The sequence below is a fragment of the Pseudomonas sp. LFM046 genome, from assembly GCF_000949385.2.
Taxonomy (GTDB): Bacteria; Pseudomonadota; Gammaproteobacteria; order Pseudomonadales; family Pseudomonadaceae; genus Metapseudomonas.
This window is the reverse complement of record NZ_JYKO02000001.1, coordinates 244,177-257,555: the sequence shown is the minus strand read 5'-3', so window position 1 is coordinate 257,555 and position 13,379 is coordinate 244,177. Positions and strand designations below refer to the sequence as shown.

Genomic DNA, 13,379 nt, shown 5'->3' with positions numbered 1-13,379 from the left:
TCAGGCGACGTGTCTGGTCCGCATCATTCGGGCGCCCGGCGGGCGCGGTCTGCAGCAGTCCGACAGCCACGCGAGTCCGGAGAACGACAATAAAACCTGCTGTGGACGGACCCTTTCCATGACTCGACCTACTACTCCCCTGCTGGCGGCGATGCTGCTGGCGACCTCCGTTTGCACCACCCAATCGGCCCTGGCCGCCCCCGACCCCGAACGCTGCTCCACCGTGCACTTCTCCGATGTCGGCTGGACTGACATCACCGTCACCACCGCTGTCACCCGTTATGTGCTGAACGAGCTCGGCTACATCACCAAGGTGAAACGACTGTCGGCGACCGACACCTATAAAGCCTTGAGCGAAGGCAAGGTCGATGTCTTTCTCGGCAACTGGATGCCAAGCAGTGAGCACGACATACGCCCTTACCTGGACAATGGGACGGTGGAGAGCCTTGGCGCCAACCTTACCGGCGCCAAGTACACCCTGGCAGTGAACCAGGCAGCCTGGGATGGTGGCGTGAAGAGCTTCGCCGACCTGGCCAAGTTCAAGGAGCAGCTTGGCGGCAGGATCTACGGTATCGAGCCGGGCAACGACGGCAACGCGCTGATCCAGAAGATGATCAAGGGGAATGCGTTCAGCCTCGGCGATTTCAAACTCGTCGAGTCGAGCGAAAACGGCATGCTGTCCCAGGTCAAGCGCGCCGAACACCTCAACCAGTGGGCGGTGTTCCTCGGCTGGGAACCGCACCCCATGAACAACCAGCTGCAGATGCACTACCTGTCGGGCGGGGATGACTGGTTCGGCCCGAACTACGGCGGCGCCACGGTCTACACCAATACGCGAAAAGGCCTGACACAAGAATGCCCTAACCTTGGCCGGCTGCTGAAGAACCTGAAATTCAGCCTGGCCATGGAGAACCACCTGATGGAGGCCATACTTAACCAGAGCACCAACCGCCGGCGCGAGGCCAAGGCCTGGCTGAATGCCAATCCCGACACCCTCGCGGCCTGGCTGCAGGGTGTTACCGCACGTGACGGCGGCCCGCTGCCAGCGACCCTCGCCCCGACCAAAGCGCCGTGACACCGCGCGTCCAGCGATAACCACAGGCCATGTCGCCGCCCAACATATGAACGTCGCAAACCGACAATTGCCAAGGCCTCAAGGCTTTATCGTTGAGTCACCCGATTTCGTCGCTGTCGGTTCCCGTGGACCGACAGACCGCGAGCACTCCGCTCCGGACCGAAGAACACAAGCGGCGGTCTCCCCCCGAGTAGAGGCCGGCCTAATAAGAAATTTCGGAAGTACGCGCACCTCGGTTCGAGGTGCTGAACCCGCCCAGGGAATGGGTTTCGTAACACTGCCAGAGGGCTGTCAGGTTCTCGAAACATTGTTATCCACACAGGCAAGACAGTCGGCATCACCAGGCTGGGCGTCATCGAGCGTCCGTTCTGGCTCCGTGTAGCTGACCTGGATGTCTACTGAAGGGGAAATATCCCATGCAGTCTGGAAAGATCGTGGTTCAAAACCTTTACAAGGTTTTCGGGCAACAACCGCAAGAAGCAATCGATTTACTCAAGCAAGGCTGGAGCAAGGAAAAGATCCTGGCTGAACGCGGCGCCGTGATTGGCGTCAGCGACGTGTCCTTCAGCGTCAACGAAGGTGAAATCTTCGTGCTGATGGGCCTGTCGGGTTCGGGCAAGTCCACCCTGATTCGCCTGATCAACCGTCTGATCGAACCCACCGCCGGCGATGTCTTCATCGACGGCCAGAACGTCGCCAAGCTGCCCAAGTCGCAACTGATCGACTTGCGCCGCCGCGACATGAGCATGGTGTTCCAGTCCTTCGCCCTGATGCCGTCGCGCAGCGTGCTGGACAACGCCGCCTTCGGCCTGGAAGTGGCCGGCAAGGGCAAGAAGGAACGCGAAAAGCGCGCCATGGAAGTGCTGGAGCAGGTTGGCCTGGCCAGCTTCGCCCACAAGTATCCCCATGAGCTGTCGGGCGGCATGCAGCAGCGCGTCGGCCTGGCCCGCGCCCTGGCCGTCGACCCGTCGATGATCATCATGGACGAGGCCTTCTCGGCCCTCGACCCGCTCAAGCGCCGCGAGATGCAGGACGTGCTGCTGGACCTGCAGAAGAAGCACAGCCGCACCATCATCTTCGTGTCCCACGACATTGAGGAAGCCATGCGCATCGGTTCGCGCATCGGCATCATGGAGGGCGGCAAGCTGATCCAGGTGGGCACGCCCCAGGAGATCATCGAGAACCCGGCCAACGACTACGTGCGCAACTTCTTCAACACGGTCGACACCAGCCGCTACCTCACCGCCGGCCAGCTCAAGTCCGACAGCGTTCCGCTGTTCGTGCACAACGGCAAGGCGCCTGACGCCCAGATGGTCTGCCAGAAGCTGCAGGCCATGGACAAGCACTACGCCTTCATCGTCGATGAGAAGAACACCTTCCGCGGCTCCATCAGCCTGGAGAAGATCGCTCTGCTGGTAGAGGGCGGCCGCACCGTGGACCTGGAGCACAACCTGCTCAAGCACATCGACCCGGTACCGGAGGACCTGCCGCTGGACAGCGTCATCCAGCGCCTGGTGATCAACGAGGGGCCGATCCCGGTGGTCGACCAGAGTGGCCGCTATAGCGGCGCGATCAGCAAAGGCCGCCTGCTGAGCCGCCTGCGGGGAGAATGACGATGAGCGAGAAACTGGATCTGGGTAGCTGGGTCAACGATGTCGTCCAGCACCTTCTGGAAAACTACAGCGGCGCCTTCGAAAGCATCGGGAATGTCGTCAGCGGCTTCTCCGAGCTGATCGAGCGCTTCCTGCTCTGGCCGCCGGCCTGGGTGATCATTGCCGTCTTCGTGGGGCTTGGCTTCTGGCGCATCGGCGCCAAGTTCGCCGCCTTCACCGCGGTCTCACTGATCCTCATCGTGATGACCGGCTTCTGGGAACAGACCGTGGTCACCCTCGGCCTGACCTTCTCCTCGACCCTGATCAGCCTGGTCCTCGGCGTTCCGCTGGGCATCTGGGCGGCCAAGAGCGAGCGCGTGGCCTACGTGATCCGTCCGGTACTGGACTTCATGCAGACCATGCCGGCGTTCGTCTACCTGATCCCGGCCGCCATGCTCTTCGGCCTCGGCCGCGTGCCCGGCATCATCGCCACAGTGATCTTCGCCATGCCCCCGGCGGTGCGTCTGACCGCCCTCGGCATCCGCCAGGTGAACAAGGAAATCGTCGAAGCTGGTCAATCCTTCGGCTGCACCAGCTGGCAGCTGCTATACAAGGTGCAGCTGCCCAATGCCATGCCGTCGATCATGGCGGGCGTCAACCAGACCATCATGATGGCGTTGTCCATGGTGATCATCGCGTCGATGGTCGGCGCCGGCGGTCTGGGTAACGACGTGCTCGCCAGTATCCAGCGCCTGGACATCGGCCTGGGCTTCGAAAGCGGCATGGCGGTGGTCCTGCTGGCGATCATCCTCGACCGAATCACGGAAAGTTTCGGTACTCGCCAGACTGCCACCCGTGGTCGCGTCTTTGGCCGACTCGGTGCCCGACTGCAGCGGCAGCAAGCGCAATAAAGAACGCTTCATCTTTCAATGTCAGGGAGTCGCTAATGAAAAGAATGAAAAAAGTCGCTGCACTGGGCCTGCTGGCCTGCGCACTGGCCCAGGGTGCCTGGGCCCAGGAGCCGCAGAGCTGCAAACAGGTCCGCTTCGCCGAAATCGGCTGGGCCGACATTGCCGCCACCACCGGCGTGGCCATGGTACTGACCGAGGGACTGGGCTACACCCCACGCAAGATCATGGCGTCTGTGCCCATCGCCTTCACCGGCGTGAAGAACAAGCAGATCGACGTCTTCCTCGGTTACTGGGCGCCCTCCATGGACGCGGTGATCGAGCCCTTCACCAAGGACAACGGCGTGAAGGTGCTGCCGACGCCGAACCTGGAAGGCGCCAAGTACACCCTGGCGGTGCCGACCTACGCGGCTGACGCTGGCCTGAAGAGCTTCCAGGACATCTCCAAGTTCAAGGACCAGCTGGGCGGCAAGATCTACGGCATCGAGCCGGGCAACGACGGCAACCTCCTGATCGACAAGATGATCAAGGGCAACCAGTTCGGCCTGGGCGAATTCCGCATGGTCGAATCGTCCGAAGCCGGCATGCTGGTGCAGGTACAGCGCGCGGTGAAGAAGAAAGAGCCCGTAGTGTTCCTGGGCTGGGCACCGCACCCGATGAACACTCAGTTCGACATCACCTACCTGGCCGGTGGCGACGACGTGTTCGGTCCGGACTACGGCGCCGCCAAGGTCTACACCGTGGTGCCGCCGGACTACGAACAGCGCTGCACCAACGTCGGCAAACTGCTGAACAACCTGCAGTTCAATGTCGAGATGGAAAGCCAGCTGATGGAGAAGGTGCTCAAGAAGGAAGACCCGGTCACGGTCGCCAAGAGCTGGCTGAAGGCCAATCCGGCAGCCCTGGACAAGTGGCTGGCCGGCGTTACCACCTATGACGGCCAGGACGGCGCCGCTGCCGTGAAGAAACACATCGGCCTGTAACACCCCGGGCTCCAGCGGAGCCCCGTTCCTTGCAATTCGCCAATCGTGGCCCGGTAACGGGCCGCGAGGGGCACTGTCGCGAACCCCGCCTGAGAACGGGCCATCGACCACGTAGTTGGCTGCCAATCCCACCTGATGGAGCAATACGTATGCGCAAGTTGAAATCCCTGTGTCTGCAATCCCTCGGCGTCGCCGCCCTGGCCCTCGGTATGGGCATGGGCACGGCCAGCGCCGCTGACAAACCCACCCTGAAAATCGGCTATGTGAACGGCTGGGACGACAGCGTCGCCGCCACCTACGTAGCGGGCGAGATCCTCAAGGAGAAGCTCGGCTACGGCGTAGAGCTCCAGCCCGTCGAGCCGGCCATCATGTGGCAGGGCGTGGCCCGCGGTGACCTGGACGCCACCCTCTCCGCCTGGCTGCCGGCCACCCACGGCGAGTACTACGCCAAGCTGAAGGACAAGGTGGTGGTGCTGGGCTCGAACTACAAAGGCGCGAAGATCGGCCTTATCGTTCCTGACTACGTGCAGGCCAAATCCATCGAAGACCTGGGCAAGTACAGCAAGGACTTCGACGGCAAGATCACCGGCATCGACGCCGGCGCCGGCGTGATGCGCCGCACCGAGGACGCCATCAAGCAATACAACCTCGACATCAAACTGATGCCCAGCTCCGGCCCGGCCATGGCCACCGCCCTGACCCGCGCCGAGAAGGCCCAGAAGCCGATCGTGGTGACCGGCTGGATTCCGCACTGGATGTTTGCCAAGTGGAAGCTGCGCTTCCTGGAAGACCCGAAAAAGGTCTATGGCGATGACGAGCACGTCGACACCGTGGTCAACCCTGGCCTGGAAGCCAAGGCCGCCGAAGCCACCGCGTTCCTGAAGAAGTTCTCCTGGAGCGGCGAAGAAGTGGGTGCCGTGATGCTGGCCATCCGCGAAGGCGCCAAGCCGGAAGCGGCCGCCAAGGACTGGATCGCCAAGAACCCGCAACGTGTGGATGAGTGGCTGAAGTAAGCCTTCACTTCGCATCAACAAGCCCCCACCGGCCGCAAGGCCCGTGGGGGTTTTGCTTTTATGCAGTGCCTGAATCCCGCCTCGATCAATCCCCTCGATTGATCGATCAATCAAATACCCCCTAGACTGCGCGCTCCCGAATCCCACACAAGATGGTGGAAATATCTGATGCCCAAGGTCGGAATGCAGCCGATCCGCCGCTCGCAGTTGATCCAGGCCACCCTCGAAGCCGTCGACCAGGTGGGCCTCGGCGATGCCAGCATTGCCTACATCGCCCGCATCGCCGGCGTCTCCAACGGCATCATCAGCCATTACTTCCAGGACAAGAACGGCCTGCTGGAAGCCACCATGCGTCACCTGATGGGCGCACTCAGCTCCGCCGTGCGCCAGCGCCGCTCCGCCCTGCGCGAGGACACCCCGCGCGCCCACCTGCGGGCCATCGTCGCCGGCAACTTCGACGACAGCCAAGTCAGCGGCCCTGCCATGAAGACCTGGCTGGCGTTCTGGGCGGCCAGCATGCATCAGCCTTCCCTGCGCCGGCTGCAGCGGATCAACGACCACCGACTGTATTCCAACCTCTGCTGCGAACTGCGCCGCGCCCTGCCCCTGGACCAGGCTCGCTCCGCCGCCCGCGGCCTGGCCGCGCTGATCGATGGCCTCTGGCTGCGTGGCGCCCTGTCGGGTGATGCCTTCAACATCGAACAGGCGCTGCAGATTGCCTACGACTACCTGGATCAGCAGCTCGCAAAAGCCGAGGTCGGAGAGGCGCTGGTGTAGGGGCAAATTCATTCGCCCCTACAGGAAAATGCGAAGCCGCCACCCATAAAAAAGCCCGGTCCTGAGACCGGGCTTTTTCATTCCTGGCGATTGGCCGATCAGGCCGCTTCGCCTTGCAACTGGACGACGTTCGGGTGCTTCGGCGCATGCTCCATTGCCGCCACATCCGCCTTCATCTGCTTGAGCAGGGCGAACATGTAGAGCAGCAGCACCACCGAGAACGGCAGGCCCGCCAGCACCACCACAGTCTGCATGGCGGTGAAGTTGCCGGCAAACAGCAGCCCGATGGTGGCCAGGGTCACCACCACGGACCAGAAGATGCGCAGCCAGTTGGGCGCGTCTTCGTCCAGGTCGCCTTCTTCGCGGGACAGGTTGGCCAGCATCACCGAACCGGAGTCCGCCGGGGTGAGGAACAGCACGAAGCCCACGCAGATGGAAAGGCCGATCACTGCCTTGGCCCAGGGGTAGTGCTCCAGCAGCAGGTAGATGGACATGGCCGGCTGCTCCAGCGCCGCCTTGCCCAGGTCCGCCGCGTTCTGGTTCATCACCAGGTCGATGGCGCTGTTACCGAACACCGACAGCCAGGCCAGGGTGAAGCCCAGCGGGATCAGCAGCACGCCGCTGACCAGTTCGCGCACGGTACGGCCACGGGAGATACGCGCGACGAACATGCCGACGAAGGGCGCCCAGGAGATCCACCAAGCCCAGTAGAACAGGGTCCACAGGCCCATCCACTCTTCGCTCTTGCCGGACTCGCCGGTGTAGACGTAGAGGTCGAAGGTCTTCAGCACCAGGCCGTTGAGGTAATCGCCCAGGTTCTGCACAAAGCCGTTGAGCAGGTGCAGCGTCTGGCCGGCCAGCAGCACGAATACCAGCAGGCCGCTGAACAGGATGATGTTCAGGTTGGACAGGCGGCGGATGCCCTTCTCGATACCGGACACCGCAGCCAGGGTGGCCACGGCGCTCATCACCAGGATCACCGCCAGCAGCGCGCCCTGGCTGTGGGGCAGGCCGAACAGGTACTCCAGGCCGGAAGACACCTGCAGCGAGCCGATACCGAGGTTGGTCACCAGGCCCAGCAGGGTCACGAAGATGCCGAAGCAGTCCACCGCGTTGCCCACCGAGCCTTTCATCAGGCGCTCGCCGAACAGCGGATAGAGCGCCGAACGCAGCGCCAGCGGCTTGTTGTGGCGATAGGCGAAATAGCCGACCGCCAGCCCCACCAGCGCATAGATGGCCCAGCCATGGACGCCCCAGTGGAGGAAGGTCAGTTGCAGCGCCTGACGCGCGGCGAACTGGCTACCGGGCTCGCCTTCCGGCGGGTTGTAGAGGTGGTCGATGGGTTCGGACGCCGCGAAGTACAGCAGCGAAATACCGATGCCCGAGGAGAACAGCATGCCGGCCCACGCGCCGTAGCTGAAATCCGGTTTGCTGTCGTCGGCACCGAGGCGCAGGTGGCCGTAGCGGGAGAAGGCGACGTAGAGGACGAAGAACAGGTACGCGCCGATGGCCAGCATGTAGTACCAGCCGAAACTGCGCGACAGCCAGGCCTGGGCCGAGCCGAGCACGCTGCCGGCTTCTTCCGGGAACGCAATCAAGGCAACCGTGAGAAGCATGATGAGTGCGGTGGATCCGAAGAACACGATCGGATTCAGGCGCACCTTCCCGTGGTTTGTTGTTGGAGCTTTACTCATTTGGACTATCCAGGGCAGTGAAAGCAGGCGCCTCATGGGCGCAACGACAGACCCGCGCCCGCAGCCGGCGACGGGTGGCAATCGCTGGCCGAAGGCCTGAAATCAGGTGCGGCGAACTGCCGCATCCCGTTCCATGGTGCGCATCGTATTCTTTGTTGTTTGAACGATCAATCAAAATAAAGTAGGCTGGATTTCAACTCGTCGGGAATGGTCCCGGAGAAGGAGGAAACCCCATGCCCAAAGTCGGAATGCAGCCCCTGCGCCGCACCCAACTGATCCACGCCACCCTCGAGGCGGTGGACCAGGTCGGCATGGGCGACGCCAGCATTTCCTACATTGCGCGGCTCGCCGGGGTTTCCAACGGCATCATCAGCCACTACTTCCAGGACAAGAACGGCCTGCTGGAAGCCACCATGCGCTTCCTCATGAACGATCTGCAGGACGCGGTGCGCAAGCGCCGCGAGACCATGCGCGACGACAGCGCGCGGGGCTACATCCGCTCCATCATCGACGGCAACTTCGACGAGACCCAGGTCAATGGCCCGGCCATGAAGACCTGGCTGGCGTTCTGGGCCAGCAGCATGCATCAGCCGTCCCTGCGCCGTTTGCAGCGCATCAACGACCTGCGCCTCTACTCGAACCTCTGCTGGCAATTCCGCCGCGAGCTCGATGCACGAAGCGCCCGTGCCGCCGCCCGTGGCCTGGCCGCCCTGATCGACGGCCTCTGGCTGCGCGGCGCCCTGTCCGGCGAAGCCTTCGACACCGAGCAGGCCCGCCGGCTTGCCTACGAATTCCTTGATCAACAACTGGCCAAGCAGGCGGCGTGAACCGCCCGGCAGCCTTGCGAACACAAGACCTAGAGAGGACAGCCACCATGGCCCGATTCGAAGAACAGAAGCTCTACATTGGCGGCCGCTACGTCGACTCCACCAGCGGCGCCAGCTTCGAGACCGTCAACCCGGCCAATGGTGAAGTCCTGGCCAAGGTCCAGCGCGCCAGCAAGGATGACGTCGAGCGCGCCGTCGCCAGCGCCGTCGAAGGCCAGAAAGTCTGGGCCGCCATGACCGCCATGCAGCGCTCGCGCATCCTGCGTCGCGCCGTGGACATCCTGCGCGAGCGCAACGACGAACTGGCCGAGCTGGAAACCCTGGACACCGGCAAGCCGCTGGCCGAAACCAAGGCTGTGGACATCGTCACCGGCGCCGACGTGATCGAGTACTACGCCGGCCTGATCCCCGCCATCGAAGGCGAGCAGATCCCGCTGCGCGAAACCAGCTTCGTCTACACCCGCCGCGAGCCGCTGGGCGTGGTCGCCGGCATCGGCGCCTGGAACTACCCGGTGCAGATCGCCATGTGGAAGTCCGCCCCGGCCCTGGCCGCCGGCAACGCCATGATCTTCAAGCCCAGCGAAGTCACCCCGCTGACCGCCCTGAAACTGGCCGAGATCTACACCGAAGCCGGCGTGCCGGACGGCGTGTTCAACGTTCTCACCGGCAGCGGCCGTGAAGTCGGCCAGTGGCTGACCGAGCACCCGCTGATCGAGAAGATTTCCTTCACCGGCGGCACCTCCACCGGCAAGAAGGTGATGGCCAGCGCCTCCAGCTCCTCGCTGAAGGAAGTGACCATGGAACTGGGCGGCAAGTCGCCGCTGATCATCTTCGAAGACGCCGACCTCGACCGCGCTGCCGACATCGCCGTGATGGCCAACTTCTTCAGCTCCGGCCAGGTCTGCACCAACGGCACCCGCGTATTCGTGCCGCGCGCCCTGCAGGCCCGCTTCGAGGCCAAGGTGATCGAGCGCGTCAAGCGCATCCGCCTGGGCAACCCGGAAGACGCCAACACCAACTTCGGCCCGCTGACCAGCTTCGCCCACATGGAAAGCGTGCTGGGCTACATCGAGGCCGGCCGCAAGGAAGGCGCGCGCCTGCTGATCGGCGGCGAGCGCGTCACCGACGGCGAATTCGCCAAGGGCGCTTATGTGGCCGCCACCGTGTTCAGCGACTGCACCGATGACATGACCATCGTCCGCGAGGAAATCTTCGGCCCGGTGATGAGCATCCTGGTCTACGACACCGAGGAAGAAGTGATTCGCCGCGCCAACGACACCGAGTACGGCCTGGCCGCCGGCGTGGTCACCCGAGACCTGGCCCGCGCCCACCGCGTGATCCACAAGCTGGAAGCCGGCATCTGCTGGATCAACACCTGGGGCGAGTCCCCCGCCGAAATGCCGGTGGGTGGCTACAAGCAGTCCGGCGTCGGCCGCGAGAACGGCCTGACCACCCTGGCCCACTACACCCGCATCAAGTCCGTCCAGGTCGAGATGGGCGACTACTACTCGGTGTTCTGATCGGCGAAAGCACCCCGGCGGCCCGGGACATCCCGGGCCGCACCCGAGAAAAAGATGCCGTGCCCCGGAGGCTGCTCCGGGTTATCTAGCAGGTAAGTCAAATGTCCCAAGAATTCGATTACATCATCGTCGGCGCCGGCTCCGCCGGTAACGTGCTGGCCACCCGCCTGACCGAAGACGCCGATGTCAGCGTCCTGCTGCTGGAAGCCGGCGGCCCGGACTATCGCCTGGACTTCCGTACCCAGATGCCCGCCGCCCTCGCCTTCCCGCTGCAGGGCCGCCGCTACAACTGGGCCTACGAGACCGATCCGGAGCCCTACATGAACAACCGCCGCATGGAGTGCGGCCGTGGCAAGGGCCTGGGCGGCTCCTCGCTGATCAACGGCATGTGCTACATCCGCGGCAACGCCCTGGACTTCGACCACTGGGCCAAGCTCCCGGGCCTGGAAGACTGGACCTACCTGGACTGCCTGCCTTACTTCCGCAAGGCTGAAACCCGCGACATCGGCCCGAACGATTTCCACGGCGGCGATGGCCCGGTGAGCGTGACCACGCCCAAGGCCGGCAACAACCCGCTGTTCCACGCCATGGTCGAGGCCGGCGTGCAGGCCGGTTACCCGCGCACCGAAGACCTCAACGGCTACCAGCAGGAAGGCTTCGGTCCCATGGACCGCACCGTGACCCCGGAAGGCCGCCGTGCCGCCACCGGCCGCGGTTACCTGGACCAGGCGCGCAACCGCCCGAACCTGACCATCGTCACCCACGCCCTGAGCGACCGCATCCTGTTCAGCGGCAAGCGCGCCATCGGCGTCGCCTACCTCAAGGGCAACAGCGACAACCTGATCACCGCCCATGCCCGTCGCGAAGTGCTGGTGTGCAGCGGCGCCATCGCCTCGCCGCAGCTGCTGCAGCGCTCTGGCGTGGGCCCGGCGTCCCTGCTGCGCGACCTCGACGTGCCGGTCGTACACGACCTGCCGGGCGTCGGCGCCAACCTGCAGGACCACCTGGAGCTCTACCTGCAGTACGCCTGCAAGGAACCGGTTTCCATCTACCCGGCCACCAAATGGTGGAACCAGCCGGCCATCGGCGCCGAATGGATGTTCCTCGGCACGGGCCTGGGCGCCAGCAACCAGTTCGAGGCCGGCGGCTTCATCCGTACCCGGCCGGAATTCGCCTGGCCGAACATCCAGTTCCACTTCCTGCCCGTGGCGATCAACTACAACGGCAGCAAGGGCGTGCAGGAGCATGGCTTCCAGGCCCACATGGGTTCCATGCGCTCGCCGAGCCGCGGCCGCATCCACCTGAAGTCGAAGGACCCGCGCCAGCACCCGAGCATCCTGTTCAACTACATGTCCCACGAACAGGACTGGCAGGAATTCCGCGACGGCATCCGCCTCACCCGCGAGATCATGGCCCAGCCGGCGCTGGACCCGTACCGTGGCCGTGAGCTGAGCCCGGGCGCGAACCGCCAGAGCGACGCCGAGCTGGATGATTTCATCCGCAATCACGCCGAAACCGCCTTCCACCCGTCCTGCTCCTGCAAGATGGGCACCGACGACATGGCCGTGGTCGACGGCCAGGGCCGCGTGCACGGCATGGAAGGCCTGCGGGTGGTGGACGCGTCGATCATGCCGGAGATCATCACCGGCAACCTCAACGCGACCACCATCATGATCGCCGAGAAGATCGCCGATAAGATCCGCAACCGTAAGCCCCTGCCGCGCAGCACCGCCAGCTACTACGTGGCCGGAGAGAAGCCGGTGCGTGGCACGCCGGTACGCAAAGTGTAAGGCTGACCTGCTGAATGAAACGGCCCCTGGCGTGACGCGCCAGGGGCCGTTTTGTTTTGCGGAGAGGTTCGGTGCTGGGCCTGTAGGGGCGAATGAATTCGCCCCCGTCCAGTCACTCCGGCAACTCCTGCCGGATCATCCAGTGCCCGCTGGGCGGCATCAGACGGCTGATGTCGAAACCCTTGAGATTTGACTGGTCGATCACCTCGATCTCCGGGCTGACCAGCGTCGCGATCGGCTTGCCTTCCAGAGCTCGCACCGCCAGATCCACCGCGACCCGCGCCTGAATCACCGGAGAATCGGTGGGCGCGGCCAGGATGGTGCCGTCGCCAATGGCCTCCAGCACCCGCTCGGTGGCGTAGAACGACACCACCTGGGCCTTGTAGTGGCTGCCACGGGCACGCACCAGCTGGGCGGCGAAGGCGGCCGCTTCGGCATTGCCGAGGATGTAGTCGAGCTGCGGCTCGCGGGCCAGCAACTGGCGCACCAGCACCGCCTGGGTAGAGCGGTCCACAGGGCCATAGCCCGCCGATCTCAGGGTCACATTAGTGCCAGCGGTCACCTCGGCCATACTGCGTTCGGCAGCCTGCACCCATCCGGCGTCCTTGGGGCCTGGCAGCCAGCCCACGCGCACAGGACGGCCTTTGCTGTGGGTGCGGATATAACCAATGGCCGCTCGCACCATGCCGGCGAAATCCACCCGTGAGCGTGCGGTGACGCCGGGGCAGTCGATGCCGTTGACCAGATCGATCACCGGCACTTTGTCGCGCTTGAGCAGGGCGATCTCGTCGCACAGCCCCTTGGCTTTGATGGCGGCGATCACATAGGCGTCCGCGGCGAGCTGTCCGCAGCGGGTCAATTGCGCCCGCTGCATGTCCGGGTATTGGTAGCCGCCGGCTTCGTATATCCCGAGCTGCACGCCCTGGCGCTGCGCCTCCTCATACAGCCCCCAGGCCACACCCCACCAGTAGCGGTCCATGCCATGGGGCAACAGCGCGCAGATGCGCCAGGGCTTGCTGGCGCGGTCGAGGGGCTGGTAATCGGCCTTGCGGCCATCCATCTCCACCTGCAGCGGAAACCACTCCGCCGCCAGGCAGGGGAAGGCGATCAGCCAGCTCGACAAAAGGGCGCAAAGCGTCCGCATGGGTACAGTCCTGTCCATGGCAGCCGTAGGTGAGAGTGGGATAGTGGCAAGGCTAG

The 13,379-nt window shown here is 64.1% G+C and carries 11 protein-coding genes; 9 read left to right on the top strand and 2 right to left on the bottom strand.

Annotated features, from left to right (window positions below; all coding sequences use genetic code 11):
* The first annotated feature begins 118 nt into the window (after nucleotides 1-118).
* The 6 genes from choX (at nucleotide 119) to betI (TQ98_RS01190) (ending at nucleotide 6,348) form a co-directional block, all read left to right on the top strand.
* Nucleotides 119-1,075, top strand: a complete 957-nt coding sequence (choX, locus tag TQ98_RS01215) for a choline ABC transporter substrate-binding protein (RefSeq protein WP_044871132.1) — start codon at nucleotides 119-121, stop codon at nucleotides 1,073-1,075.
* A 416-nt stretch (nucleotides 1,076-1,491) separates the two neighbouring features.
* Complete coding sequence (locus tag TQ98_RS01210) at nucleotides 1,492-2,688, top strand: glycine betaine/L-proline ABC transporter ATP-binding protein (RefSeq protein WP_044871131.1); 1,197 nt, start codon at nucleotides 1,492-1,494, stop codon at nucleotides 2,686-2,688.
* Between the two features lie 2 nt (nucleotides 2,689-2,690).
* A complete protein-coding gene (locus TQ98_RS01205; RefSeq protein WP_044871130.1) occupies nucleotides 2,691-3,578 on the top strand; it encodes a proline/glycine betaine ABC transporter permease in 888 nt (295 codons plus the stop codon).
* 35 nt (nucleotides 3,579-3,613) lie between these two features.
* The gene (locus tag TQ98_RS01200; protein WP_044871129.1) at nucleotides 3,614-4,558 is read left to right on the top strand and encodes a choline ABC transporter substrate-binding protein; all 945 of its coding nucleotides are present in this window, start codon (nucleotides 3,614-3,616) and stop codon (nucleotides 4,556-4,558) included.
* A gap of 149 nt (nucleotides 4,559-4,707) precedes the next feature.
* Nucleotides 4,708-5,571: a glycine betaine ABC transporter substrate-binding protein gene (locus TQ98_RS01195; protein ID WP_044871128.1), complete on the top strand. Its 864-nt coding sequence runs from the start codon at nucleotides 4,708-4,710 to the stop codon at nucleotides 5,569-5,571.
* Nucleotides 5,572-5,739: 168 nt separating this feature from the next.
* Nucleotides 5,740-6,348, top strand: a complete 609-nt coding sequence (betI, locus tag TQ98_RS01190; RefSeq protein WP_044871127.1) for a transcriptional regulator BetI — start codon at nucleotides 5,740-5,742, stop codon at nucleotides 6,346-6,348.
* A gap of 98 nt (nucleotides 6,349-6,446) precedes the next feature.
* On the opposite strand, the gene TQ98_RS01185 is transcribed toward betI (TQ98_RS01190), so the two are convergent.
* Nucleotides 6,447-7,991, bottom strand: coding sequence for a BCCT family transporter (locus TQ98_RS01185; RefSeq protein WP_044871316.1), 1,545 nt, complete (start codon nucleotides 7,989-7,991; stop codon nucleotides 6,447-6,449).
* Between the two features lie 284 nt (nucleotides 7,992-8,275).
* Here TQ98_RS01185 and betI (TQ98_RS01180) point away from each other — a divergent pair, with 284 nt between their 5' ends.
* The 3 genes from betI (TQ98_RS01180) to betA all read left to right on the top strand — a co-directional run bounded on the left by betI (TQ98_RS01180) (nucleotide 8,276) and on the right by betA (nucleotide 12,179).
* Nucleotides 8,276-8,869 (top strand): transcriptional regulator BetI, encoded by a 594-nt coding sequence (gene betI, locus TQ98_RS01180; protein WP_044871126.1) that lies wholly within the window; start codon nucleotides 8,276-8,278, stop codon nucleotides 8,867-8,869.
* A 47-nt stretch (nucleotides 8,870-8,916) separates the two neighbouring features.
* The gene (betB, locus tag TQ98_RS01175; protein ID WP_103102839.1) at nucleotides 8,917-10,389 is read left to right on the top strand and encodes a betaine-aldehyde dehydrogenase; all 1,473 of its coding nucleotides are present in this window, start codon (nucleotides 8,917-8,919) and stop codon (nucleotides 10,387-10,389) included.
* A 101-nt stretch (nucleotides 10,390-10,490) separates the two neighbouring features.
* On the top strand, nucleotides 10,491-12,179 hold the full coding sequence (betA, locus tag TQ98_RS01170) for a choline dehydrogenase (protein ID WP_044871123.1): 1,689 nt from the start codon (nucleotides 10,491-10,493) through the stop codon (nucleotides 12,177-12,179).
* 112 nt (nucleotides 12,180-12,291) lie between these two features.
* Here the strand turns inward: betA and torT are convergent, their stop codons facing one another.
* Nucleotides 12,292-13,323, bottom strand: a complete 1,032-nt coding sequence (gene torT, locus TQ98_RS01165; RefSeq protein ID WP_044871122.1) for a TMAO reductase system periplasmic protein TorT — start codon at nucleotides 13,321-13,323, stop codon at nucleotides 12,292-12,294.
* Between the last annotated feature and the right edge of the window lie 56 nt (nucleotides 13,324-13,379).

What these genes read in the sequence shown, in the direction of transcription:
- TQ98_RS01195 (WP_044871128.1), top strand. Translation starts at nt 4,708, where the DNA reads ATGCGCAAGTTGAAATCCCTGTGTCTGCAATCCCTCGGCGTCGCCGCC.
- betB (WP_103102839.1), top strand. Translation starts at nt 8,917, where the DNA reads ATGGCCCGATTCGAAGAACAGAAGCTCTACATTGGCGGCCGCTACGTC.
- TQ98_RS01200 (WP_044871129.1), top strand. Translation starts at nt 3,614, where the DNA reads ATGAAAAGAATGAAAAAAGTCGCTGCACTGGGCCTGCTGGCCTGCGCA.
- choX (WP_044871132.1), top strand. Translation starts at nt 119, where the DNA reads ATGACTCGACCTACTACTCCCCTGCTGGCGGCGATGCTGCTGGCGACC.
- TQ98_RS01210 (WP_044871131.1), top strand. Translation starts at nt 1,492, where the DNA reads ATGCAGTCTGGAAAGATCGTGGTTCAAAACCTTTACAAGGTTTTCGGG.
- betI (WP_044871126.1), top strand. Translation starts at nt 8,276, where the DNA reads ATGCCCAAAGTCGGAATGCAGCCCCTGCGCCGCACCCAACTGATCCAC.
- TQ98_RS01205 (WP_044871130.1), top strand. Translation starts at nt 2,691, where the DNA reads ATGAGCGAGAAACTGGATCTGGGTAGCTGGGTCAACGATGTCGTCCAG.
- betI (WP_044871127.1), top strand. Translation starts at nt 5,740, where the DNA reads ATGCCCAAGGTCGGAATGCAGCCGATCCGCCGCTCGCAGTTGATCCAG.
- torT (WP_044871122.1), bottom strand. Translation starts at nt 13,323, where the DNA reads ATGCGGACGCTTTGCGCCCTTTTGTCGAGCTGGCTGATCGCCTTCCCC.
- betA (WP_044871123.1), top strand. Translation starts at nt 10,491, where the DNA reads ATGTCCCAAGAATTCGATTACATCATCGTCGGCGCCGGCTCCGCCGGT.